The following is a 22,899-nucleotide window of genomic DNA, read 5'->3' on the forward strand; positions in this document are numbered from 1 at the left end:
TCTCATGACCGCACTCCTCACCGGTAAAACCGCCGTCGTCACCGGCGGCGCCCAGGGCATCGGCCTGGCCATCGCCAGGCTCTATCTCGAGCACGGCGCCCGGATCGTCATCGGCGACCTCGACGAAGCCGCCGCGCAAGCGGCCGTGGCGGAGCTCGGCAGCGACCGGGCCCGCGCCGTGCGGTGTGATGTCGTCGATGCCGCGCAAGTGCAGACCCTGGTCGATACGGCCGTGGATGCCTTCGGCTCGCTCGACGTCTTCGTCAACAACGCCGGTATCACCCGGGACGCGACCATGCGCACGATGACCGAGGACGATTTCGACCTCGTCGTGCGGGTCCATCTGAAGGGCACCTGGAACGGAACCCGGCTGGCGGCGGCCCGGATGCGGGAGCAGAAGTCGGGTGCGATCGTGAACATCTCGTCGCTGTCCGGGAAGGTCGGCATGGTCGGCCAGACCAACTATTCGGCCGCCAAGGCCGGGATCGTCGGGCTCACCAAGGCTGCGGCCAAGGAGATGGCCCACCACGGGGTGCGCGTCAACGCGATCCAGCCCGGCCTGATCCGGTCCGCGATGACCGAGGCGATGCCGCAGAAGGCTTGGGACGGGAAGATGGCGGAGATCCCGATGCAGCGGCCGGGTGAGCCGGAGGAGGTCGCCGGTGTCGCGCTGTTCTACGCCTCGGCGCTGTCCTCCTATATGACCGGCACCGTAGCCGAGGTGACCGGCGGACGGTTCATGTGAGCACGCCGCGGGAAAGCGTCGCCGACCTGGTGGTCGACCCGGTCGCGGTAGCGGGTCTGGCCGGTTTGCTCGGTACCACGGACCTCGATCTGCGGGCGGGCGCCGCGCTGCCACCCCTGTGGCACTGGGCCGCGCTCGCACGCTGGCCCGACCCCCGCATGCTGGGTCCCGACGGGCATCCGCGCCGGGGCACCGGCATCATGCCGGAGGTCGCCCTGCCACGGCGGATGTTCGGCGGCGGCAACCTCACCTTCCATGCGCCGATACCGGTGGGCGGCGAGGTCACCGTCACCTCGCGGGCGTCGGAGCCACGGGAACGGGCGGGCCGTTCCGGACCGCTGATCCTGGTCGATCTGACCGTGGCGGTGCACGACCGGACCGGCAGCCTGCTCCTGGAGGAGATCCAGAACCTCGTCTATACGAACGCGCGCGCCGAGTCGGTGCGGGTCGAGCCCTCCCCCGCACCACTGGCCGACGAGCTGATCGGCTCGGCCCGCGACGGTGCGGAGGGCGAGACGAGGTCGGACCTGCGCACCGACCCGGTGCGCCTGGCCCGGTTCAGCGCGCTCACCGCCAACTCCCACCGGATCCATACCGACTGGCCCTACGCGACGGGAGTCGAAGGCTACCCGGGCCTGGTCGTCCACGGCCCGCTGATGGCGATCGCGCTGGCCGAGGCGGGACGGCGAGCCGGGGCGTCCCCGCCGCGGACGCTCCGGCATCGCGGTCTGGCACCGCTGTTCTGCGGGGAGCCGGCCGAGCTGGTGGCACGTCCGGGCGCGTCCACGCTGCTCGAGGTCGTCTCCCCCGGCATCGCGGACGCGGCGTCGCGTGTCCACGCCCGCGTCGAACTCGACTACGGCCTCCGCGAACCACATGAGAACTGCACCGAGGGAGAATCATGAACGAGGCTGTCATCTGCGAACCCCTGCGCACCCCGATCGGCGGATACGGCGGCGTCTTCCGTCCGTTGACAGCGGTGGACCTCGGGGTCACGGTGCTGCGTGAACTCTTGGCGCGCGGGCTGCCCGCCGACGCCGTCGACGATGTGATCCTGGGGAATTGCAACCCGAACAGCGAGGCACCGGCGATCGGCCGGGTGGTCTCCCTCACCGCCGGACTCCCGGTGGAAGTACCGGGCCAGCAGCTCGACCGCCGGTGCGGTTCCGGCCTGCAGGCGATTCTCAACGCGGCGATGGCGGTACAGACGGGCGCGGCTCGGGTAGTGGTCGCGGGTGGTACCGAGAGTATGAGCAATGTGCCGTTCTACACCACCGACGCCCGCTGGGGCGCGGCCCGCGGCGGTATGACGATGCACGACGGGCTGGCCCGGGCCCGCGTCACGGCGGGCGGGCCCGACTATCCGGTGCCCGGCGGGATGATCGAGACGGCGGAGAACGTCCGGCGCGAGTACGGCATCACCCGCGAGGCGCAGGACGCGCTGGCGTTGGAGTCCCACCGCCGCGCCGTGGCCGCTCAGACGTCCGGGGCATTCGCCGAGGAGATCGTGCCCGTGACGGTGCCCGCACGGCGCGGCGAAACGGTCGTCGATACCGATGAGCACCCGCGCGCGGACACCACCCTCGAATCCCTGGCGGCCCTCCGGCCGATCATGGGTCGGACCCTCGACGACGCGACGGTCACCGCCGGTAATGCGAGCGGGCAGAACGATGCCGCGGCGATGTGCGTGGTCACCACGCCGGAGCGGGCGGCCGAACTGGGTCTGCGGCCGTTGGTCCGGCTGGTGTCCTGGGCCGTGGCGGGTGTCCCACCGCGGACCATGGGCATGGGTCCGGTTCCGGCCACCGCCGCCGCTCTGGAGCGGGCCGGTCTCACGCTCGCCGATATGGATCTGATCGAACTCAACGAGGCCTTCGCGGCCCAGGCCCTCGCGGTGCTACAGGAATGGAAGCTGAGCGGCAGCGATCTCGAGCGAGTGAACGCGCACGGCTCCGGGATCTCGCTGGGCCATCCTGTGGGCGCCACCGGCGCCCGGCTGGTCGGCACCTTGGCACGCCAGCTCACGCGGATCGACGGCCGTTACGGCCTGGCCACCCTGTGCATCGGCGGCGGGCAGGGGCTGGCGGCGGTGGTCGAGCGGGTCGCGAGTTGAGTGCGGCCGGCCCCGCCGTCGTGCGGACCCGGGACGAGCTGGAGTCGCTGGTGGGTGCCGAGCTCGGACCCGGCCCGTGGCTGACCGTCGACCAGGAGCGCATCGACCTCTTCGCCCGCGCGACAGGTGATCACCAGTGGATCCATGTCGACGCCGAGCGTGCCGCCCGGGGCCCGTACGGCCGCACGATCGCCCACGGCTATCTGACGCTCTCCCTCATCTCCGACCTCGCCGCGCAGCTCTACGACTTCCGGCTGGGAACGGCCCGGCTCAACTACGGTCTGGACAAGGTGCGCTTCCCCACCCCGGTCCCGGTCGGCAGCCGGGTGCGGCTGCGCTGCACCATCGCCGAGGTGGTCACCCGGGAGGACGCCCTCCTGGTGCCCATCGACTTCACCGTGGACCTGGCCGGAAGCGAGCGACCGGCCTGCGTGGCCCGCAAGATGTCACTGGTCCTGCTCACCTGACCCCGGGACGTCCGCACCCGCCACGGTGGAACGGCCGACCGCTCCACGTCCCCCGGAAAACACACGGTCGCCGTAACCTCCCTCATCGAGGTTGCGGCGACCGTGGTGTGCGCCCGAGCGTGCCGGGCGACGTCTCAGCCGCTGAAGGCGAACGTCTCGTTCCACCGGGCCACGATGTCGCGGCCCCGGTTCCTGGCGTCCTCCGGGGTGTAGACCACGAAGCCCTCGTCATCGGCCTTCGGCAGCTGGTAGTGACCGGTCGGGACCTGATCGATATCGGTGCGGGCGCCCACGAAACCCTGCGCCGCCGCGAACTCCTGGCCGGAACGGGACATGGTCCAGTTCATGAAGAGCCGCGCCGCCGGGTTGTCCGCACCCGCCCGGGTGAGTCCCTGCATGTTGAAGGTGCCCGAGACCCCCTTCTCCGGGACCACCAGCTCGATCGGGGCGCCCGCCTCCTCGGCACCGTAGCTGCTGTTGAAACCGACCGTGGCCACCTGGATCTCGCCCCGGGCCAGGGCGTCGAGCTGGACCGAGGTGGTGTCGAAGACGCGCGGCTCCTGACCGGCCAGACCGGCCCAGTAGTCCGCACCCAGGACCCGCTCCTGGAAATCGGCGAGGCCCTGCACGGTGCCACCGGCACCGGCGTTCACCACACCCAGCTTGCCCTCCCACTTCGAGTCGAGCAGGTCCTCCCAGCGGGCGGGGGCCTCGTCCGCCTCGACCGCCAGGTCGTTGTAGGCGAACGCGTAGGCCGAGTAGTAGACGGTGTAGTACCGGCCCTCGTTCCAGACCACGTCTCCCATAGCGGCCAGCTTGTCGTAGGTCGGGGTCCGGTACGGGGCGAAGACGCCCGCCGCGGCGAAACCCTCGGCCAGAATCGGATCGGTGATGGTGACCACCCCGGCCGACAACCGGCCGGCGCCGTGTTCGCTGAGGACCCGCTCGTTGAGCTTGCCCGACGGCAGCCGCGTCATGTTCACATCCACGCCGGTCTCGGCCTCGAACCGGGCGGCGGTGAGCCCGGCACTCTCCGCCCCCGACGCCGTGTACCAGTTGAGCGACTGACCGCGGGCCGCCGCGAGGAGTTCGGCGTCGGCGATCTTCTCGCCGTGGATGACGAGCCCGTCGCGGTCGTCGATCTCGGGCATCGGCAGCATCGCCGCGGCGACGGCGACGTCGTCGGGCCGGCCCGCACCGCCGCCGCAGGCGACGAGCGAGGCACTGAGGAGCAGGGCGGCCGCCGCGGCGCCCCATCGGGTGAACTTCATTGTTCTGGTTCCTTCTCGAAACGATGTCGCCGGTTCGTCACTGACGGGCCAGTCGGCGGGGGATATAGGACAGGACGAACATGAACGCGGTGTAGATCACGCTCATCGCGGCGGCCTGCCGCAGGGCGCCACCGTTCTCGAACGCGTCGTAGATCGCGATCGAGAGGATCTCGGTCTCGCTGGTGTAGAGGAACAGCGGAACGGTGAGCTCGCGCATGCTGAGCATCAGGAGCAACAGGAAGGTGGAGAGCAGGCCCACCTTCATCAACGGCACCGTGATGCGGGTGACCGCCCGGGCGCGGCCCGCGCCCAGCATGACCGCGCTGTCCTCGAGGTCGCGGTCGGTCGCCATGATGGACGCGGTCACACCCCGGAAACCCTGGGGTGCCTGGACCGCCAGGAACGCCACCACCAGCACGGCGAGTGTCCCGTAGAGCGGTACCGGCAGCACCAGCCAGGTCCACAGCAGCCCCATCCCGAGAACCACCGCGGGAATGGCCAGCGGCATCATCGACACCGTCTCGACCAGGGTCCGCCCGGACGCCTTCGACCGGTAGACCACGTAGCCGCAGAGAAAGGCCAGCACCGTGCCCGCGACAGCGGCGAAAACACTGACGATCGCGCTGTTGAATGCCGCCGAGCGGAACCCGGACGATCCCAGGACCTCACCGAAGGAGCTGAAATCCAGGCCGCCGGACGCGGTCAGCTGGCTCATGGACGTCAGGTAGGGCGAGGTCTGGCCGGCGGCGACCAGCAGCGCCAGGATCGGCAGCAGGATCGAGACGCCGAAGAAACCGAGGGTCAGCAGGAACAGCGGGATACGCGCCCGGCCCAGCGCGAACTTCTTCTGCCGCACCCCTTTACCGGAGACGGTGGTGAAGGAGCGTTTGCGCAGCGCCCGGTTCTGCAGCCACGTCACCAGGACGACGATCGCGACCAGCACCACCGCGATCGCGGCGCTCTCGTTGCCCCGCGACGGAGTGGCGTTGAGCAACCGGAAGATGAAGGTGGGCAAGGTGTCGACCCCGCCGGGTGTCCCCAGCACCTGGGCGACCGGGAAATTCTCGAAGATCAGCGTGAAGGTGAGAATCGCCGAACCGATCAACGCCGGCAGCGCGAGCGGGAAGGAGACCCGGCTCAGCATCCGGCGCGGTGTCGCGCCGTGGATCCGGGCGGCCTCTTCGAGGTCCGGGCTCATCATCGACATCGCGCCGTGGACCAGGAGGAAGGTGTACGGCGAGTAGTACATGGCGAAGACGAAGATCATCCCGGGCAGGGAGTAGATATCGAACGGCACCGACCACCCGATATCGCGCTGGGCGATATTGAGCAGGCCGGCGACCGGGCTGCCCAGGATCGACCAGGCCAGGGCGCCCACATAGGACGGCAGGAACAGCGGCATCAGGCCGATCAGATAGACGAACTTCGGCATCGGGATATCCGAGCGGGCCGCCAGGAAGGCCAGGCCGCCCCCGATCACACAGGCGAGCACGGTGGCGCTCACCGCCAGTACGACCGAGTTGACGAATGCCTCCTGCACCTGGGGTGCGGAGAAGATGCGGAAATTGTCCAGGGTCAGATCGAAGCTGATGTTGCCCGGACGCGGCACACTCGTGCTCAGGGCGGCGAGCAGGACCAGCGCGGCGGGCAGCAGGATCAGCACCGCGAGAACCACCAGCAGCGTGCCCGAGGGCAGCCACCGTTTCCGCCACGGCAGGGTGGAGCGGCCCGAACGCGGGGGCTTGCGCGCCGGCGGCATCGGCGCCTCGGGGGCGGAGGTCATGAGGGCCATATCAGGATTCCTCTCCGGGAGTGCGCACCTCACCGGGCAGCACCCGGACATGTTTGGGATCGACCTCGACCACGACGCGGTCGTCCTTGCGGAGCAGACCGGCCGCCTCCTCGTGGCTCTGTACCTCGATCACCGGTCCGGCGTCGAGCCGTACCGAGCACCGGGCGAACGACCCCTGGAAAACGCTGATCTCGACCTTCCCGGGCCAGGTGTTCGGCCGCTGCGGCGCCGCCTCCCGGCCGTCGGCCGAGAGCCGCACATGCTCGGGCCGCAGGCATACGCTCAGATCGCTCGTATCGCCGGGCAGTTCGGTACCGAAGGCGATCTCCAGCTCGTGTTCCCGCAGCCGCAGCCGGTCGGACCGCTGCGCCGGCGGCCGGACCGGGAAGATATTGGAGACACCGAGGAACGCGGCGATGGACGCCGACGCGGGCGCCCGGTAGGTATCCCACGGGTCGGCCAGCTGCGAGATCCGGCCGTCCTGCATGATGGCGATCCGATCCGCCAGCGCCAGCGCCTCCCCCTGGTCGTGGGTGACGTAGATGCAGGTGAGGCCGAGTTCCAGCTGAAGCCGGCGCAGTTCGACCCGCAGATCCTCACGTAGCCGGGCGTCCAGGTTGGAGAGAGGCTCGTCGAGCAGCATCACCGCGGGCTCCATCGCGAGACTGCGGGCCAGCGCGACCCGCTGCATCTGCCCGCCGGACAGCATGCTCGCGCCGCGCCCGGCGAGATGCGCCAGGCCGACCAGCTCCAGGGTCTCCAGCGCCTTGGCCCGCCGTTCGGCCTTCGGCCGCTTCTTCATCTCGAGCGGGAAGGCCACATTGTCGAGCACGGTCATATGGGGCCACACCGCGTAGGACTGGAAAACCAGGCCGACGTTGCGCTTGTTCGGGGCGAGGTTGACCTTGCGCCCGGCGTCGAAGACCGTCGTGCCGCCGATGGTGATCGTGCCGCCGCTGGGATCTTCCAGGCCGGCCACGCAGCGCATGGTGCTGGTCTTGCCGCACCCGGACTGCCCGAGCAGCACCAGGGACTCACCGTCCTGGATGTGAAGGTCGAGATGACTGACGGCGGTGAACTCACCGAAGGTGAGCGAGAGGTCGTCGATGCGCACGTCCATGGTGATCACTGGCTCCTGCGGGGATGGAATCTGGGACAGAATCGCCGGCCGGCGGCAGGCCGGGGGCGGGATGTGGGTTCGAGCACGGTGGGTCTCACTTCTCCTGGGACAGACGGACGAGCGCGTCGAGGGCGACCACGCCCCGGCCGCGCGGCTGCACCGCGACGGGATTGATCTCCGCCTCGACCACATCGGGTCGTTCCCGCGCCAACTGCGAGACGAGCACCACGGCCTCGATCAGGGCGTCGAGGTCACCTTCGGGGCCGCCGCGGAAGCCACGCGCGATCGCCGTCGCCTTGACCTCCTCGACCATCTCGCGCGCCTGCTCCGCGGTGACCGGCGCCAATCGCAGCGACGAATCCTCGTAGATCTCGGTGTAGACGCCGCCCGCGGCCAGCAGGACCAAGGGTCCGACGGCCGGGCTCACCCGGTAGCCGACCAGCGCTTCGAACACCGTCTCCTCGACCATCTCCTGCACGAGGAACCGGTCGAGAGTCACCGTAGCGTCGTAGGCCTCGACACCGGCCACAATGGCGGAAATCGCGTCCCGCAGCCCGGCCCGATCCCGGACCCCCAGGACCACGGCACCGGCCTCGGACTTGTGCGGCAACCGCTCGGACAGCGCCTTGACCACCACGGGGAATCGCGGCTCGGCCTCGGGTACACCGTCCGTACCGCACGTTGTCGTCATCGGGAAACGGAGTCCGAGGGCAGCGAGAACCTCGGCCGAGGAGGCCTCGTCGAGGGCGCGGCCACCCGCGGGGACTTCGGTCCGGCGGCCGCGCAGGGTCGCCGGGTCCACCGGCCGGCGGCCCAGGGTCGCGGCGACGGCCTGGGCACAGGCCTCCGCGGTGCGGAACGCGGGAACACCCGCCTCGTGCAGGCGCCGGACCGATTCCAATGCGTCCGGGAGCGCCCAGGCCGCGACCGGGACCGGGCCCTCGGCGTGCTCGGCGATCGCGCTCACCGCCAGCTCGGGATTGAGCCGCGCCGAGGAGCCGATGACGAAGAGCACGAGGTCGAACTCACCGCTGGCCCGCAGCACCTTCAGGGACCCGTCGACCAGCTCGTGCCGGGTGCCGGCGAGAGTGAGGTCGACGATCAGGTTCTCGGCCACGTCGAGTCCCAGTTCCGCGAGCCGGTCGAAGACCGTGCGGCTCGGCCGGGTGACCGTCACGCCCAGGGTCTCCAGCTGGTCCACCAGGATCGCCGCACCACCCCCGGTGGAGGTGATCACGGCGACACGGTGGCCGCCCGCCGTGGTGGGCGGGCCCACGCGGCGCTGGAGCGCCTCGGTTTCGAACAGCGCCTCGAAGTTGTCGACCCGGGCGAACCCGCAGGCCCGGAAGAATGCGTCGGCCTCGTCGTCCTCACCGGAGAGCGCACCCGTATGGGAGACGGCGAGGGCCGCGGCGGCGTCGCTGCGCCCGAGCTTGTAGACGGTCACGGGCTTCTGGCGGGCCGCCGCCTCGACCGCGAAGGCGCCGAGGGTCGCCGCGTTCTCCAACGACTCCATGAAGAGGGTGTACGAGCCGACCTCGGGGTCGTCGAGCGTCGCCGCACAGATCTCCCCGAGCGTCAGATCGACCTCGGAACCGGTGGAGACGAAACCGGAGAAACCCAGTCCGCGGGCCTTGGCCCGGGTCATCAGCGCGCCGATGACGCTGCCGGACTGGGAGGCCACGAAGGACGACCCGGCCGGAATGCCTTCCTCGGCGAAGGCCGCGTTGGCCGTGAGCATCAGCCCGTTGCGCGGGTTGACCACGCCGATACTGTTGGGACCGATCACGCGGACGCCGTACTCCGCGGCCACCGCCAGCAGTTCACGCAGCCGCTCGGCGCCCTCGGCGGACTCGCCGAAGCCCCCGGACAGCACGGTGACGAGCGGGACGCCCGCCCGGCCGCAGTCCCGGACCGCCGGTACGACCAGCCGGGTGTCGGCCACGATGAAAACGTGGTCCGGCACCTCCGGGAGGGAGGCGATATCGGCCCAGGCCCGCTCCCCGAGCACGGTCTCCCGGCGCGGGTTGACCGGGTAGACGGCACCGGTGAAGCCCTGCCGGCGCAGGAACCGAAGCGGCCGGGCGGTGGTTTTGCGAACGTCGTCGGACGCGCCGATGATCGCCACGGAGCGGGGGGCCAGCAGGGCCCGGCCGAGGCCCGCCGCATCCGGCAATCGCGCCGCGGCGGGCTGGTCGGTCAGCTGGGTCATGACTGTTTCCTCACGTACTGGTCGGCGCGGGCGATGATGTCGAGGGACTCGAACGCCCACAGGTCGGCGGCCAGCTCCTCGGCGACCTCGGCCCCGATCACGGGGGCGGCGAGCCGGACGAATTTGGCCGTCATCTCCGTGTCGGTCACCGGGTTGCCGGGCTCACCGTAGGGCAGATCCACCCGGTGCGAGACGACCCGTCCGTCGTGCAGCCGCAGCTCCACCGAGGCCGGACGCAGCCGCGGATACTCCCGGTCCGACTGCTCGTCGGCCAGGACCTCGACACGGGTGGCGAAATCACGGATCCGGGGATCCCGGCGCGCCTGGTCGCCGAATTCGGTGAGCCCGACCTCGTCATGGGCCAGGGCGGTGGCCAGCGCGAACGGGATGCTCATCTGGGCGTCGAGGAGGGAGTCCACGACGGCCGCCGCGTGGTGGGAGGCGACCGTATAGGTCCGCACGGTTGCGCCGGCGACGTCGTCGAGGCCGATCCCGTGCTCGGCGCGCAACGCCAGTACCGCGTCGAGCGGACCGTGCAGATGCCGGCACGACGGGTAGGGCTTGACGTAGGAGTTCAGCACCACCCAGTCCCGGCCCAGCCCGTCGAGCAGGACGCCCGCGTCGAAACCGCCGGCGGCGAACGCATCCACGTAACCGTGCGGCGTCTCCAGGATGGCGCGCGGACCGGTGACCCCGGCTGCCGCCAGCTCGACCGCGGCGATGGCGTCACGGGCGGCCTTGCCCGGGTGTACCCGCTTCACCTCGGCCGATTTACCGAGGAAGGCGAACAGTCCGCCGGCGTGCGAGGCGGCGATACCGAGAGCGTCGTGAACACGATCGGCGTCGAGGCCGTGGAGCACGGCGACCCCGCAGGTGGCCCCGATGACACCGGCCAGCGGGGTGTTGTGGAAGTGGTTGCGCCACGTCGTCGGATGACCCGCCGCGGCGAGTCTCGAGATCGCCTCCAGCGCCACCGCCAGGGCCCGCGTCGTGGTCACGGTATCGCTGCCCAGCGCCTCCGCCGCCGCGAGCACCGCCGGGAAACCGACGCTGCTGGGGTGCACGGAGCCCGGCGTGTAGCCGTCGTCCACCTCCAGGCTGTGGCAGCTGGTCCCGTTGAGCAGTGCGGCGCCCGGCGCGGACACCCGGCCGAGTCCGACCGCGGTGGCCCGGTCCCCGCCGTAGGTCGCCGCGACGTGGCCGGCGACCGCGCGGGCGACGCCGGTGGCCGATCCGGGCACCACGGCCGCCATGTAGTCGACCAGCAGCCGCCGGACGTGGTGTTCGACAGCCGCGGGCAGTTCGGCGGCGGCGGAATCGACCACCCAGGTGACGAGGGCGTCGGTGGCCCCGTCCAGGGAGGTGGCCGTCCGTATCCGTTCGGTAGTGCTCATCGGGCCACCGCCGCACCGGCGCGCTGGTCGAAGCGACGCCCGAAGATCGACTGGGCGATGGTGTTCTTCAGGATCTCGACCGAGCCGCCCGCGATCATCCAGCCGCGGGTACGCCGGACGATGTACTCCAGCGGGTACTCCTGGGAGTAGCCGCTCGCGCCGAATACCTGCATGGCGTCGTTGGCGACGGCGAAGGCGGTCCGGTTGGCGTGCAGTTTCGCGATCGCCGCCTCCGTCGAGTCCGGGGTACCGGCGTCGGCGTTCGCCACGGCGCGCAACAACAGCATCTTCGCGGCGTCCAGCTCGATCCTCATATCGGCGAACTTCCACTGCAGACCCTGGAATTCGCAGAGGTTCTTCCCGAACTGGGTACGCACCGACGCGTGCTCGACCGCCATGTCGTACGCCTTCTCGGCCAGCGACAGCGCCCGCGAGGCGTTGCCCATCCGCTCCACACCGAAGATGGAGAGCATCTTCTTCAGCGCCCCACTGTCGGCCAGGACGTACTCCTTGGGCACCGTGCATTCGTCGAAGAAGAGCTGGCAGTGCGATTCCCCGGACATGTGGTATTCCCGCTTGCCCCGGCTGAATCCCGGCGAATCGAACGGGACCAGTACCGCCCCGATATCGCGGGAGCTCGGCCCGAACCGGCACCAGACCACCGAGTGCGTGGCATCGGGCCCGTGCGAGTTCCAGCATTTCTGGCCGTTGAGCACGACGTTGTCGCCCTCGAACCGCGCGCTGGTACGCAGATCGGTCAGCGCGCTACCGGCCTCCGGCTCACTCATACCGGCCGTCACCAGCGCTTTCCCGGAGAGGAACAGCGGAAGCACCTCGGACTTCACGTAGTCGGACCCGAAGTTGGCGACCTGACGGATGGCACCGAAATTGCTGGCCTGCAGCGCGTCGGCGCTGTGCGGGCAGACCTTGGTGATCGCCATCATGACGAGGACGGCATCGAGCAGCGACGCGCCCTGTCCCCCGAGCTCGACGGGCAGCGTGAGGCCGGTCAGGTCGTTCTCGGCCAGAACTTCGAGGCTGTCCCAGGCGAACTCGGTGCGGGTGAAAGCGCGTTCGCCGAACTCGCGCTGGGCGAGCTTGGTCACCGACTCTACGAGGGCGTTCTGTTCGGGGGTGAGGCTGAAATCCATCTACGGGGTTCCTATCGTCTCTCGTTACGGTCGGAGTGCGGCGGTGCAGCGGCCGAGGGCAGCCGCCAGGGCAGAGGGGTCGAGTTCGGGCAACCGGTCGGCCAGCTGCCGGATCTCGGCGGCCGCGCGGGCGGGGTCGTCATGCGAGGCGACCCGCAGGCAGGAGTCGACTTTGCGCGCGAGTACCTGCCAGGTCGTGCCGTCCGCGCCGGGCATGGGGGCCTCGGCAACGGAGAAGGAGCCGTCGGTCGTCCGGACCTCGACGCGCGCGCCGGACATCACCGAGCTCTCCGGTAGATCCTGCTCGACGACGATCCGGGCGGTCGCGGCAGCGATTTCGGGACTACCGAGGTCGTCCCCGTGCAGGGTGGTCAGGTCGTAGCGTCCGGTCACCCAGAGCGCCGCGAGTTGCCACGGGATGGAGAATTGCGCGTCCACCAGAGGCGCGCCGCGATCCTGATAGGGCCGGGCTACCAGCGAATACGCCGATCCCCGCGGTACGTGCACCCGCACCTGCTCCACCTCGCTCCAGCGCGGGTACTGCGCGCGCAGGTTCTCCGCGGCGGCGAGCGCGGCATGTGTATAGCGGCACGCGGGATAGGGCTTCAGCGCGACCCAGCGCCCTTCGAAGTCACCCGAGAAAAGGTCGTCCCAGCTCATATCGGAGCCCGGTGCGATCCCGAAATCCCCCGAGAGCCACCCGCTCGGTCCTTCGACACCCTCGGCGGCCAGGGCGGCGGCGGTGATACCGAACTGCGCCGAGAGTCCCGGCTGGATCCGCTTGGCGACCGAACCGTCGACCACTGCCTGCCGGGTGCCGGGTGCCAGTGCCGCACCGAGGGCGAGCGCCACGGCCTGCTCCACGGTGTCGTCGGGGAGCCCCCACACGGTGGCGGCGGCTGCCGCGGCCGCGAGGGAGCCGAGACCCGCGGTGCGGATCACGCCGGGCCGGGGGCCGGTCACCCGGGCCAGCCGGGAGAGCAGATGCACACCGGTCACGAGGCCGTCCGCGACGCTCGCACCGGGCGCGCCGGCGGTGGCGGCGGCCGCCAGCACGGTGGGCACCACCACGCTCGCGGTATGCACCACCGCCTCGTCGTGGGTGTCGTCGAAATCCCAGGCGTGGATGAGTGTGGAGGTCGCCGCTACGGCCGCCGGGGCGGCGAGTCGCAGTTCGGTCCAGGGAACCCGGACCTCGCCGCCGCTCACCGCGCGGAGACCGGCGAGAACGCGCCGGGCGTCCCGCGACGCCGTACCCGCCGCGGCGAGTGCGAGTGCGTCGACGAGCAGCAGGCGAAGCTGTTCGCGGTCGCGTTCGGCCAGCTCTGTCCATCGCCGGTTGCGAACTTCGGCCACCGGATACCTCCTGAAGCGTTGCGATCGGTGTCACATGGGCCACGTTCGTGTGAGCCCGGCCACGTGAGCCAGGTCATAACCCTGACAGAGGAACACAGTCTGGTCAATATGTTCTATAGAATCTTTTTTCTGATCTATCGAATATTTCGTGTTAATCTGAGGGCCCCAGCCGGTCGGCGATCCGGCCTGCGCTGGGCGCGAGACGACCGAGTCCGATCAGGAGCCGACCGCATTGACCCAGACCAACGCACCCCTGCCGCAGAGCCGCACGGCCTACGTGCTGGAACGCCTACGGGCCGATATGGATTCAGGCGTCATCAACCCGGGCGACCAGCTCCGCCAGACCGCCATCGCCAAGCGCTACGGCGTGAGCCCCACCCCCGTCCGCGAGGCGCTCCGGATCCTCGCCGCCGACGGCGCCGTCGACTACACGAGTCACCGGGGCGCCACCGTCCGCGATTTCACGCCGCAGATGGCCCAGGATCTCTATCGGATGCGTGCCGAACTCGAGGGCCTCGCCTGCGAGATCGCCGCCGAACGGATGACCGACGAGGGCTTCCAGGCGGTCCTGCGGGCCAACGAGGCGCTGGTGAGCGCGACGGCCGCCGAGGAAGATCCCGCCCGGCTCTCCGTACTCAACCGCGAGCTGCACTTCTCCATCTACGCCTCCACCTCGGCCGCGGTGGTCGATTCGGTCCGGCACCTGTGGGAGCGGTTCACCCCGTCGGTCACCCTGTGGGGCGTCAAATCCTTCTGCCACGCGCTGGACCAGGATCACGACCTGATCCTGGCGGCGCTCGAGCGCCGCGACGGGGCCGCCGCCCGCGTCGCCATGCGCGACCACGTCCTGCACGCCTGGGAACTGCGCCAGACCGATACGGATCTGCGGGCCGAAGGCGCCGAAGGCGCTTCGGTCGCCACCGAGTCCGGGCGCTGACCCGGTCTTGTTACGGCCGAACTGGTTCTTTGCCGTCGCGGCCGCCTCGCTCCTGTCCCATACGGTGCTCAGCGGCGTCCGCACGCTGATCTCCTACCGGGTTCTGGCGCTGGGCGGCGACGGACTCGCCGTGGGGATCGTCACCGCGGCGTTCGCCCTCCTCCCCCTGCTCGTCGCACTGCGGATCGGACGCGCCGTCGACCGCGGCCTGGCCGTACCGGCCCTCCGGCTGGGCCTGACGCTCACCGTGGTCGCCGTCGTCCTCGCTGCCGTGAGCCCCCAGGTGTTCGTACTGGGGGTGGCGAGTGCGCTGCTCGGGCTCGCCCAGATGCTGCACACCGTGGCCTGCCAGAGCATGGTGGCGCTCTGGTCACCACCCGAGGAAATGGACGGGCGCTTCGGTCATCTCACCCTGAGCGTCTCCGTCGGGCAGCTGCTCGGCTTCCCGATCGCCGGCCTGGTGGCCACCCTGACCACACCGGACTCGGGTGCCGTCAGCACCGGTCCCGCGCTGCTGGTGATGGCCGCGATCGCCCTCGCGGCCGTACCTTTCGCCTTCCTGTTCGCACCCGGCGACGCCACCCGGGTGAGCCGCTCCGACGCGGCCGACGGTCAGCAGTCCACCTTCCGGCTGCTCGCCACACCCGGGATGAAGCCGGCCATCTATTCCAGCCTGACCGTGCTCACGGCCATGGATCTCCTGATGGCGTATCTCCCTGTCCTGGGCCAGGAAATGGGGCTCAGTGTCGCCACGGTCACCGCCCTGCTCACCGCGCGGACCGTGACCTCCGTCCTCTCCCGCGCAACCATGCCGATACTGCTCCGGCGCGTGCCGCGACGGTGGCTCCTCGTATCCGCGACCCTCGCCTCGGGGGTGCCGATGGCGCTCGTGCCGTTCACCTCGGCAGTTGTCCCACTCATGCTCGCCATGCTGCTGATGGGGTTCTTCTGGGGTGTCGGCCAGCCGCTCACCATGTCCTGGGTGACCCTGATCGCCGATTCCCGCAACCGGGCCGCGGCGCTGGCGGTCCGACTGGCCGGCAACCGGATCGGCCAGGTCACGGTGCCGGTGGTGGCCGGCAGCCTCTCCGGCCTGATCGGAGTCGGCGCCATCTTCCATGCCAGCGGTCTGCTGCTGATCTCATCCGGGCTGCTGACCCATTCGGCCACCCGCGAAGTGTGGCCGGACGGCGGCTGAACAGCCCACCGCCCCCAGCTGTCGACAACGAAGGAGATCCCCGTGCACCAGCGCTCCCCCCGGCGGCGACGCACCGTTCTCGTCGCGCCCGGCTCCGATGAGCGGAAGGCGCGCAAGGCACTGGCATCGGCCGCGGACGAGGTGGTCCTCGACCTCGAGGATGCCGTGACCGCCGCGGACAAGAACTCGGCGCGAGATCAGGTACGACGACTCCTGCGCGAAACAGAGCGGGCGAGCGGTCTCGTCTCGGTGCGGATCAACGGACTGAGCACGCCGTGGGCGCCGGACGACCTCGCCGCCTGCGCCGGCTTACCCGCGCTCGCGAGCATCGTGCTGCCCAAAACCGAGTCGATGCAGGACCTGATCCGCGTCGATCAGGCTCTGGCCGGAACCGGAATCGGCGTCCAGGCACTCGTCGAGACTCCGCTCGGGGTACGGAATATCGACGAGATCACCAACGCGTCCCGGCTCGAGGCCGTGATCATCGGATACGCCGACCTCGGTGCCGCCCTGGGCCGAGCACGATCCGCGCGACCGGAGCATTGGCTCGCGATCCAGGACCGCGTGCTGATCGCCGCCCGGGCGGCCGGTATCGCCGCGATCGACGGCCCCCATCTCGGCATCGCCGCCGACGAACAGTTCCGGCAGGCGTGTGCGTGGACGGCCACGCTCGGCTTCGACGGCAAATGGGTGATCCACCCCGGGCAGGTCGAGATGACCATGCGAGCCTTCACCCCCACCGAAAACGCGGTGCGCGAAGCCGAACGGGTAATTGACGCACTCGACCGGGCCCGCGCGCAGGGCAGTGGCGCCGTCCAATTGGATGGGCAGATGCTCGACGAAGCCGTCGCCGTCGCGGCACGCCGGGTCCTCGCGCAGGTGCGCGACCAGTAGATCTCGGCAACACCTGAAGCCACTCCGCCGAAACGATGATCACCCAGCACAGGAGTCCGGCCGGGCCTATACGTGCTCAATTGCGCACATATAGGATAGTGGTGTTCGTGGTCCCGATATGAAGGTCGTTCTCGAGTGCTGGATGTGCTGGGTCATCGGATGTTCCGGCGGTTGTTCACCGCCCAGGTGGTGGCGCTGACCGGCACCGGGCTGCTGACCGTCGCCCTGGGGTTGCTGGCCTACGACCTGGCCGGCGCGGATGCCGGGGCGGTGCTGGGCACGGCACTGGCGATCAAGATGGTCACCTACGTCGCGGTGGCGCCGGTGATCGCCGCGGTCACCGAACGGCTGCCGCGCCGCACCGTGCTGGTCACCGCCGACCTCATCCGCGCGGCGATCGCGCTGGGGCTGCCACTGGTGGATCAGGTGTGGCAGATCTACACACTGATCTTCGTACTCCAGGCCGCCTCGGCGACGTTCACCCCGGCGTTCCAGTCGGTCATCCCAGCGGTGCTGCCCGCCGAAGGCGATTACACCCGCGGGCTGTCGTTGTCCCGGCTGGCCTACGACCTGGAAGCGGTGCTGTCACCGCTGCTGGCCGCCGCGGCGCTGGCCGTGATGGGCTACCACTGGCTGTTCCTCGGCACCGTCGCGGGGTTCCTCGCCTCGGCACTGCTGGTCGGGACCACCACCCTCCCGGTCGTGCCGGCACCGCGGGACTCCGCGCCGCTGACCACCCGCGTTCTCGCCGGAGCCCGCGTCATGGTGGCACAGCCGGTACTGCGCGGCCTGCTGGCGTTGAACCTGGTGGTCGCGGCCGGGACCGGCCTGGTGCTGGTCAACACCATCGTCTATGTCCGAGTCCTGCTGGGCGGCTCCGCAACCGCCGTCGCGATAGCGCTGGGCTGCTTCGGCGCCGGATCGATATCGGCGGCACTGGTACTACCGCGCCTGCTCGCCGTCCTGCCCGACCGCACCGTGATGCTCGGCGGTGCCGCCGTCGTTCCCGCCGCCCTCGCCGCGACCACCGTGCTGCCGGCCACCACTCCCGGCCCACAGATCGGCTGGGCCGTCCTCATTCCCGCCTGGGCGATCCTCGGCGCCGCGACAGCACTGATCACCACCCCCACCGCGCGGCTGCTGCGCTACCGATCCCGCGAGCACGAACGGGCCGCCGTGTTCACCGCCCAGTTCTCCCTCTCCCACGCCGGTTTCCTGCTCACCTACCCCATCGCCGGCTTGGTCGGCGCCCACGCCGGCCATGCGATCGCCGCGGCGACCCTGACCGTTGTCGCTACACTCGCAGCCGGTACCGCCGCCAGGCTCTGGCCCGCCCACGAGGCGGTCGCCTCCGCCCCGGCGATGGCCCGATGAAAGTGGTGACGACGATGGCCGAACGCGCGAACGAACCCCCGGCCACCGAGGCCAGTCTCACCCACCCGGTTTCCCCGGACCCCGCCCGGCTGGAGGCGGCCACCAGCGTATTCGCGATGCTGTCGGACCCCACCCGCCTGCATATCCTCTGGCTGCTCACCCACGGCGAAGCCGACGTCGGCGCCCTGGTCGAAGCCTGCGGAGTCTCCCGCACCGCCGTCAGCCAGCACCTGGCCAAATTGCGCTTCACCGGCCTGGTCGATACCCGCAAACAGGGCCGCCGCGTTATCTACCGCCTCCACGGCGGGCACCTCGCCCGCCTGGTCCGGGAAGGCCTCAACCAGGCCGACCACATCATCACCGGCGAACCCCCACACGAATAACAGGATGCTCGATGCCCCGGACCGCCGCGCGGATCCTTCCGCCGCCCGCCGCCGATCCCGGCGACGAACAACACCGCTATCTCCGGAAGTTCAAATCGTCGCTGGTCAAGCGTTGGTCGCACACTCGTATGAGCGAGTTGTACGAGATCGTCGACCTCTCGGTCTACCTGTGGGCGCTGGACCGGTCCGAGGAGGCACTCGCCGTTCTACGCTCGGTGACCACCGTGATCACCGAGCCGCCGCGGACACGGGACGGCACGGTCGATTACCACCTCTGGTGCCCGGTCGCGGCGGCCAACGCACTCGAGGCGTGGCTGCTGCGCGGTCGCGGTGACGCCGCGGTGCGGGTCGCGACCGCCCGGATAGTCGCCGATCCCGGCCTGGCCGATAATCCGGACTTCCTCAGGGAACAGGTGACGGCCGCGCCGGAGAAAATGGCCGCCGCCGCCCACGAACCCTCGGTGCGGCGGGCGTGCCATCGGTTGTCCCGCACTCTGATCGGTCTGCTGTTGCTCACCGAGCTGGCCGCCGCGGGTCACCCCTACGCCGGGTACTACGACGCGGCCGACGCGGCACGGTTGGTCGGAACCGGCCGCGACCTGCTGCACACCCGCCTCGCGGCGGCCGCATGACCCGGCCCGGGCCCGGCGGCCGGCATTCGACTACCGGGCGGGCCCCGCGGCGTGGTCGCGAGCGATCGAGGCATCACCGATCACCGAACCGCCCCCGCGCGCAACCACGGCCGTAGAAGGTTTTCCTCGGTGGACGGGCCCACCTGCCACTCGGCGATCCACGGGCCCGTGCCCTCGCTCGAATCGATGATGCCCTCCTCCAGGCGCTGGTATCGCCCGCCGAGCACCGCGCGGCTCAGGCGCATATCCTCGTCGTCGGTGTTGTCCCACAGCGAATCGAACAACTCCCGCACGCGGATTCGCGCCTGCCGGCAGAACATATCGGCCAGTTCCCCGGCGACTTCCCCGTCGGCCGTGCCCTCACCGCGCTCGGCCTGCGCTCGTACACAGACCGCTGACATCGCGAACAATTCCGCGCCGATATCGACGATTCGCCCGAGGAACACCTGCCGGTACTCGAGTTTCGCCTGCCAGCGCGCCATGCCGTACATCAGCGCACGGGCCTGCTTTCGGGCCATCCGTTCGACAAAGCGCATATGCGGGGCCAGCGCCCCGAACTCGCTGAACACGACCGGTACGGTGCCGGGGCCGACGGCCAGCTGCGGGAACCACTTGGCGTAGAAACCGCCCGCGCCCACCGCCGCTCTCGCTTTGTCCTTGAACTCCGCGTGCCGGTCGACCAGGGCTCCGGCGGCGGCCATATGCGCGTCGGCCATCTCGCGGGCGATCAGCAGTCGCATGATCTCACTCGAGCCTTCGAAGATCCGGTTGATCCGCAGATCGCGCACCAACTGTTCGGCCCCGACCGCGCGCTCTCCCCGCGCTCGCAGCGATGCCGCCGTCTCATATCCGCGTCCGCCACGGATCTGCACGAGTTCGTCGGCGATCCGGCAACCCATCTCCGACGCCCACAGCTTGGCGAGCGCCGCTTCGATGCGGATGTCGTTGCGGTTCTCGTCGCACATGGTCGCCGAGAGATCGAGTACCGCTTCCAAGGCATAGGTCGTCGCGGCGATGAAGGACACCTTGGCGCCCACCGCGGCGTGCTCGCCGACCGGCCGGCCCCACTGCACGCGGGTACCACTCCATTCGCGAGCGATCTTCAGCGACCATTTGCCGGCCGCGGCGCACATCGCCGGAATCGCGAGCCGACCGGCGTTGAGCGTGGTGAACGCGATCTTCAGGCCGTCGCCCTCGCGTCCGATCAGGTTCTGCGCCGGGACCCGGACGTTGTACATACGGGTGACGCCGTTCTCGATACCGCGCAGGCCCATGAAGGAATTCCGCCGCTCGACGGTGATGCCCGGGCTGTCGGCTTCGACGACGAACGCCGAGACTCCGCCGCGATGACCTTCACTCTTCGGCACCCGCGCCATCACCACCAGCAGTTCCGCCACCACGCCGTTGGTGGTCCACAGCTTGACACCGTTGATCTCGTAGGCCGTGCCGTCGGCGGTGGGCGTGGCGGTGGCGGCCAGGCGGGCCGGATCGGAGCCGACATCCGGTTCGGTGAGCAGAAAGGCGCTCACCGCCCCCTGGGCGCAGCGCGGCAGGAACCTTTCCTTCTGCTCCGGCGTCCCCGCCAGCTTCAGCGGTTCGGGCACACCGATCGACTGGTGCGCGGACAACAGCACCCCCAGGCTGGAGTGCACCGACGCGAGCAGCATCAGCGCCTTGTTGTAGCCGACCTGGGACAGGCCCTGCCCACCGTACCGCTCGGGAATCTTGAGACCGAAGCAGCCGAGTTCAGCGAGGCCGCGCACATATTCTTCCGGGATCCGGCCCTGCGCCTCGATCACGCTGCCGTCGAGGGTTTCGCAGTAGGCCCGCAGCCGGGCAAGGTACGCGTCGGTTTTGGCGGCATCCTCGGCACTGGGCCTCGGAAACGGATGGATCAGATCCACCCGGTAGCGGCCGAGGAACAACTCCTTGGCAAAGGAGGGTTTGACCCAGGTGGTCTCCCGGGATTCCTCGACCAACCGGCGGGCCTGTTCCTCGGTGGCATCGACTTTCGCGGCAGTAGCCATAGCGCCCTCCTCGGACGTGACGACGATCACAGTCGCATGCTGACGCCATGTTACCCGCTGGTAGAACACCTGGTGAAGGGCGCAGGTCCAAGCGGAAGCGTCCGCATCGCCCTGCCACGCCGGCCGGATCGGTACCGGCACAGTTCAGTCGACGAGTATCGGGTAGAGAAGGCTCGCGAGAGCGCCCAGCGCGGGCATACCGGCGCTCGCGGCAATCAGCGCCATGAATGTTGTAGACATCGCTCGTACCTGTTCCGGCCCCTGCCGGGCTCGCCGGCGATGCAGGCCTACGGCCAGCATTCCCACTGCGAGGCCCGCGGCAGCGGCCGTCGCGATCCCGAGCGGACCGGCGCGCTGCGCGGCGATCTTGGTGAGCAGCAGCCCCACCACCACCGCGGTGAGTGTGGTCCTGCGCCACGCCAGAACGGTGCGTTCCGGTTGCAGGCCGGGATCGCGCACGCCCGCGCCGCTCATAGGCCGATGAGCAGCGCGCAGCCGACTGCCGCCACCAGCACCCCGCCCACCATCAGCTTCACCATGACCGGACCCGGCAGTGGCCCATCGCGGCGCATGGCCGCCTGCACCTGCCGCCAGCGCAGGAATGCCCCGACCGCGACGAACACGGCCAGGACGACACAACCCCCGCCCAAGATCCGGTGCGTGATCGGATCCAATTCGCCGGTGAACAGCTGGCCGACAGCGACTCCGCCCGCCAGCAGGGCGAACGCGGTACGAATCCAGGCCAGGAAGGTTCGTTCGTTGGCCAGTGTGAACCGGTAGTCCGGTTCCCGGCCGGATTCGTCGTCGTGACACTGCGGCAGGGTCGTACCCGGAGCCGATCCGTGGGATTCCCGGGTCATCACAACGGCTCTGCCACGGAAGGATCGGATATCGCCCGAGTCGGCTCGGCAATCGCCAGGTCTTTCCGGAGCCGGGCGATATGGCCCCGCCCGGCGAATTCGGCCAGGAGTACGTCCCTGGACTCGAGCGCGTCGACGATCCGGTGGTGCTCGGCGAGGGCCAGCGGCATTCCGCCGGGTGAGCGATGGGTGGTCGACATCGCCAGGCGGATCTGATCCTGGAGTAGGTCCAGCTGCGCGGCCAGCTTCGAGTTCGCGGCGATCTCGCGGATACGGGCGTGGAAGCGCATATCGACGGTGTAATGGCGTGCCACGTCGCCGCTGTCGATGGCGGCGCGCTGCTCGGTGAGGATCGCCCGCAGATCGCGCAGGTCGGCAGCGGAGACGCGCTGCGACGCGAGCCGGCAGGCGAGTCCTTCCAGTACCTCGCGGACCTCGTAGATCTCGACCAGTTCACCGCGATCCGGGTTCGCGACGACGGCGCCCTTGTTCGGTTCGAACTGCGCCAGGCCCTCATAAGTGATGCGGGCGATCGCCTCCCGCGCCGGACTCCTGCCGACCTCCAGCTGCTCGGCGACAACTGCCACCGACAGCCGTTCTCCCGGTTCGAATCTGCGGTCGAGTATCGCCTGGCGCAAACAGAGGTACGCGTGTTCTGCCAGACCGCTCTCCGGTCGTGCTGTGGACACCTGGACTCCCCTTGCTCTCCTGGTCGCCCCCGCGGGGCCACCGGCCGGAACTGATCACCCGACCGCCGCTGTCACTCCTTCCGCCGACTATACCTTGTGATTACACAAAATCTACCTTATGGTGTGAATCACAAGGCTCAGAAACCTACTGGTAATGACCACATTATTCGGTTTCCGCCTTGACTGGCAGCTTGAGGGAGCTGTCAGATTTTATGAAATCTCCCGTCGATCGAGAGGGGACTCCCTCGTAGAGTTCCCCTCCTCACGGTCGCCGGGTGCCAGAG

At 69.7% G+C, this 22,899-nt stretch carries 21 protein-coding genes; 10 read left to right on the plus strand and 11 right to left on the minus strand.

What is annotated here, in order from left to right; genetic code table 11:
* The first annotated feature begins 4 nt into the window (after positions 1–4).
* From fabG to AB0F41_RS16615, 4 genes are read left to right on the plus strand one after another with little or no spacing between them, the layout of a single operon-like run.
* Positions 5–745 carry a 3-oxoacyl-ACP reductase FabG gene (fabG, locus tag AB0F41_RS16600; RefSeq protein WP_357424558.1) on the plus strand — a complete coding sequence of 247 codons (741 nt, stop codon included), beginning with the start codon at positions 5–7 and terminating at the stop codon, positions 743–745.
* Positions 742–1,650, plus strand: a complete 909-nt coding sequence (locus AB0F41_RS16605; protein ID WP_357424560.1) for a MaoC family dehydratase N-terminal domain-containing protein — start codon at positions 742–744, stop codon at positions 1,648–1,650. Before fabG ends, AB0F41_RS16605 begins: the two co-directional genes overlap by 4 nt.
* The gene (locus tag AB0F41_RS16610) at positions 1,647–2,858 is read left to right on the plus strand and encodes an acetyl-CoA C-acetyltransferase (protein WP_357424562.1); all 1,212 of its coding nucleotides are present in this window, start codon (positions 1,647–1,649) and stop codon (positions 2,856–2,858) included. The genes AB0F41_RS16605 and AB0F41_RS16610 overlap by 4 nt, the downstream gene beginning before the upstream one ends.
* Positions 2,855–3,325 carry a MaoC family dehydratase gene (locus tag AB0F41_RS16615; RefSeq protein ID WP_357424564.1) on the plus strand — a complete coding sequence of 157 codons (471 nt, stop codon included), beginning with the start codon at positions 2,855–2,857 and terminating at the stop codon, positions 3,323–3,325. The genes AB0F41_RS16610 and AB0F41_RS16615 overlap by 4 nt, the downstream gene beginning before the upstream one ends.
* Before the next feature lie 134 nt (positions 3,326–3,459).
* On the opposite strand, the gene AB0F41_RS16620 is transcribed toward AB0F41_RS16615, so the two are convergent.
* The 7 genes from AB0F41_RS16620 to AB0F41_RS16650 all read right to left on the minus strand — a co-directional run bounded on the left by AB0F41_RS16620 (position 3,460) and on the right by AB0F41_RS16650 (position 13,621).
* Positions 3,460–4,596, minus strand: a complete 1,137-nt coding sequence (locus tag AB0F41_RS16620; RefSeq protein ID WP_357424566.1) for an extracellular solute-binding protein — start codon at positions 4,594–4,596, stop codon at positions 3,460–3,462.
* Positions 4,597–4,633: 37 nt separating this feature from the next.
* Complete coding sequence (locus tag AB0F41_RS16625; protein ID WP_357424568.1) at positions 4,634–6,388, minus strand: iron ABC transporter permease; 1,755 nt, start codon at positions 6,386–6,388, stop codon at positions 4,634–4,636.
* Between the two features lies 1 nt (position 6,389).
* Entirely contained in the window at positions 6,390–7,508 is a 1,119-nt protein-coding gene (locus AB0F41_RS16630) for an ABC transporter ATP-binding protein (RefSeq protein ID WP_357424638.1), read from the minus strand.
* A 94-nt stretch (positions 7,509–7,602) separates the two neighbouring features.
* Positions 7,603–9,720, minus strand: a complete 2,118-nt coding sequence (locus tag AB0F41_RS16635; protein ID WP_357424570.1) for an acetate--CoA ligase family protein — start codon at positions 9,718–9,720, stop codon at positions 7,603–7,605.
* Positions 9,717–11,114 (minus strand): MmgE/PrpD family protein, encoded by a 1,398-nt coding sequence (locus tag AB0F41_RS16640; RefSeq protein WP_357424572.1) that lies wholly within the window; start codon positions 11,112–11,114, stop codon positions 9,717–9,719. Before AB0F41_RS16640 ends, AB0F41_RS16635 begins: the two co-directional genes overlap by 4 nt.
* A complete protein-coding gene (locus AB0F41_RS16645) occupies positions 11,111–12,265 on the minus strand; it encodes an acyl-CoA dehydrogenase family protein (protein ID WP_357424574.1) in 1,155 nt (384 codons plus the stop codon). Before AB0F41_RS16645 ends, AB0F41_RS16640 begins: the two co-directional genes overlap by 4 nt.
* A 24-nt stretch (positions 12,266–12,289) precedes the next feature.
* Positions 12,290–13,621, minus strand: coding sequence for an MmgE/PrpD family protein (locus AB0F41_RS16650; protein WP_357424576.1), 1,332 nt, complete (start codon positions 13,619–13,621; stop codon positions 12,290–12,292).
* Positions 13,622–13,853: 232 nt separating this feature from the next.
* On the opposite strand from AB0F41_RS16650, the gene AB0F41_RS16655 reads away from it, so the two are divergent.
* The 6 genes from AB0F41_RS16655 to AB0F41_RS16680 all read left to right on the plus strand — a co-directional run bounded on the left by AB0F41_RS16655 (position 13,854) and on the right by AB0F41_RS16680 (position 19,039).
* On the plus strand, positions 13,854–14,558 hold the full coding sequence (locus tag AB0F41_RS16655) for a GntR family transcriptional regulator (RefSeq protein WP_357424578.1): 705 nt from the start codon (positions 13,854–13,856) through the stop codon (positions 14,556–14,558).
* 7 nt (positions 14,559–14,565) lie between these two features.
* The gene (locus AB0F41_RS16660; RefSeq protein WP_357424580.1) at positions 14,566–15,756 is read left to right on the plus strand and encodes an MFS transporter; all 1,191 of its coding nucleotides are present in this window, start codon (positions 14,566–14,568) and stop codon (positions 15,754–15,756) included.
* A 42-nt stretch (positions 15,757–15,798) separates the two neighbouring features.
* Positions 15,799–16,650, plus strand: a complete 852-nt coding sequence (locus tag AB0F41_RS16665) for a CoA ester lyase (protein ID WP_357424582.1) — start codon at positions 15,799–15,801, stop codon at positions 16,648–16,650.
* A 135-nt stretch (positions 16,651–16,785) separates the two neighbouring features.
* The gene (locus AB0F41_RS16670; protein ID WP_357424584.1) at positions 16,786–18,024 is read left to right on the plus strand and encodes an MFS transporter; all 1,239 of its coding nucleotides are present in this window, start codon (positions 16,786–16,788) and stop codon (positions 18,022–18,024) included.
* A gap of 14 nt (positions 18,025–18,038) precedes the next feature.
* Complete coding sequence (locus AB0F41_RS16675; protein ID WP_357424586.1) at positions 18,039–18,407, plus strand: metalloregulator ArsR/SmtB family transcription factor; 369 nt, start codon at positions 18,039–18,041, stop codon at positions 18,405–18,407.
* A gap of 11 nt (positions 18,408–18,418) precedes the next feature.
* Positions 18,419–19,039, plus strand: a complete 621-nt coding sequence (locus AB0F41_RS16680; protein WP_357424588.1) for a hypothetical protein — start codon at positions 18,419–18,421, stop codon at positions 19,037–19,039.
* Positions 19,040–19,119: 80 nt separating this feature from the next.
* On the opposite strand, the gene AB0F41_RS16685 is transcribed toward AB0F41_RS16680, so the two are convergent.
* From AB0F41_RS16685 to AB0F41_RS16700, 4 genes are all read right to left on the minus strand, one after another.
* A complete protein-coding gene (locus AB0F41_RS16685) occupies positions 19,120–21,066 on the minus strand; it encodes an acyl-CoA dehydrogenase family protein (RefSeq protein WP_357424590.1) in 1,947 nt (648 codons plus the stop codon).
* Positions 21,067–21,210: 144 nt separating this feature from the next.
* Positions 21,211–21,540 (minus strand): DUF202 domain-containing protein, encoded by a 330-nt coding sequence (locus AB0F41_RS16690; RefSeq protein WP_357424592.1) that lies wholly within the window; start codon positions 21,538–21,540, stop codon positions 21,211–21,213.
* The gene (locus tag AB0F41_RS16695) at positions 21,537–21,926 is read right to left on the minus strand and encodes a DUF202 domain-containing protein (protein ID WP_357424594.1); all 390 of its coding nucleotides are present in this window, start codon (positions 21,924–21,926) and stop codon (positions 21,537–21,539) included. The genes AB0F41_RS16690 and AB0F41_RS16695 overlap by 4 nt, the downstream gene beginning before the upstream one ends.
* Positions 21,926–22,615, minus strand: coding sequence for a GntR family transcriptional regulator (locus tag AB0F41_RS16700; protein ID WP_357424596.1), 690 nt, complete (start codon positions 22,613–22,615; stop codon positions 21,926–21,928). The genes AB0F41_RS16695 and AB0F41_RS16700 overlap by 1 nt, the downstream gene beginning before the upstream one ends.
* Positions 22,616–22,899: the final 284 nt, after the last annotated feature.

It is taken from the genome of Nocardia sp. NPDC024068 (genome assembly GCF_040638875.1).
Lineage (GTDB): Bacteria > Actinomycetota > Actinomycetes > Mycobacteriales > Mycobacteriaceae > Nocardia.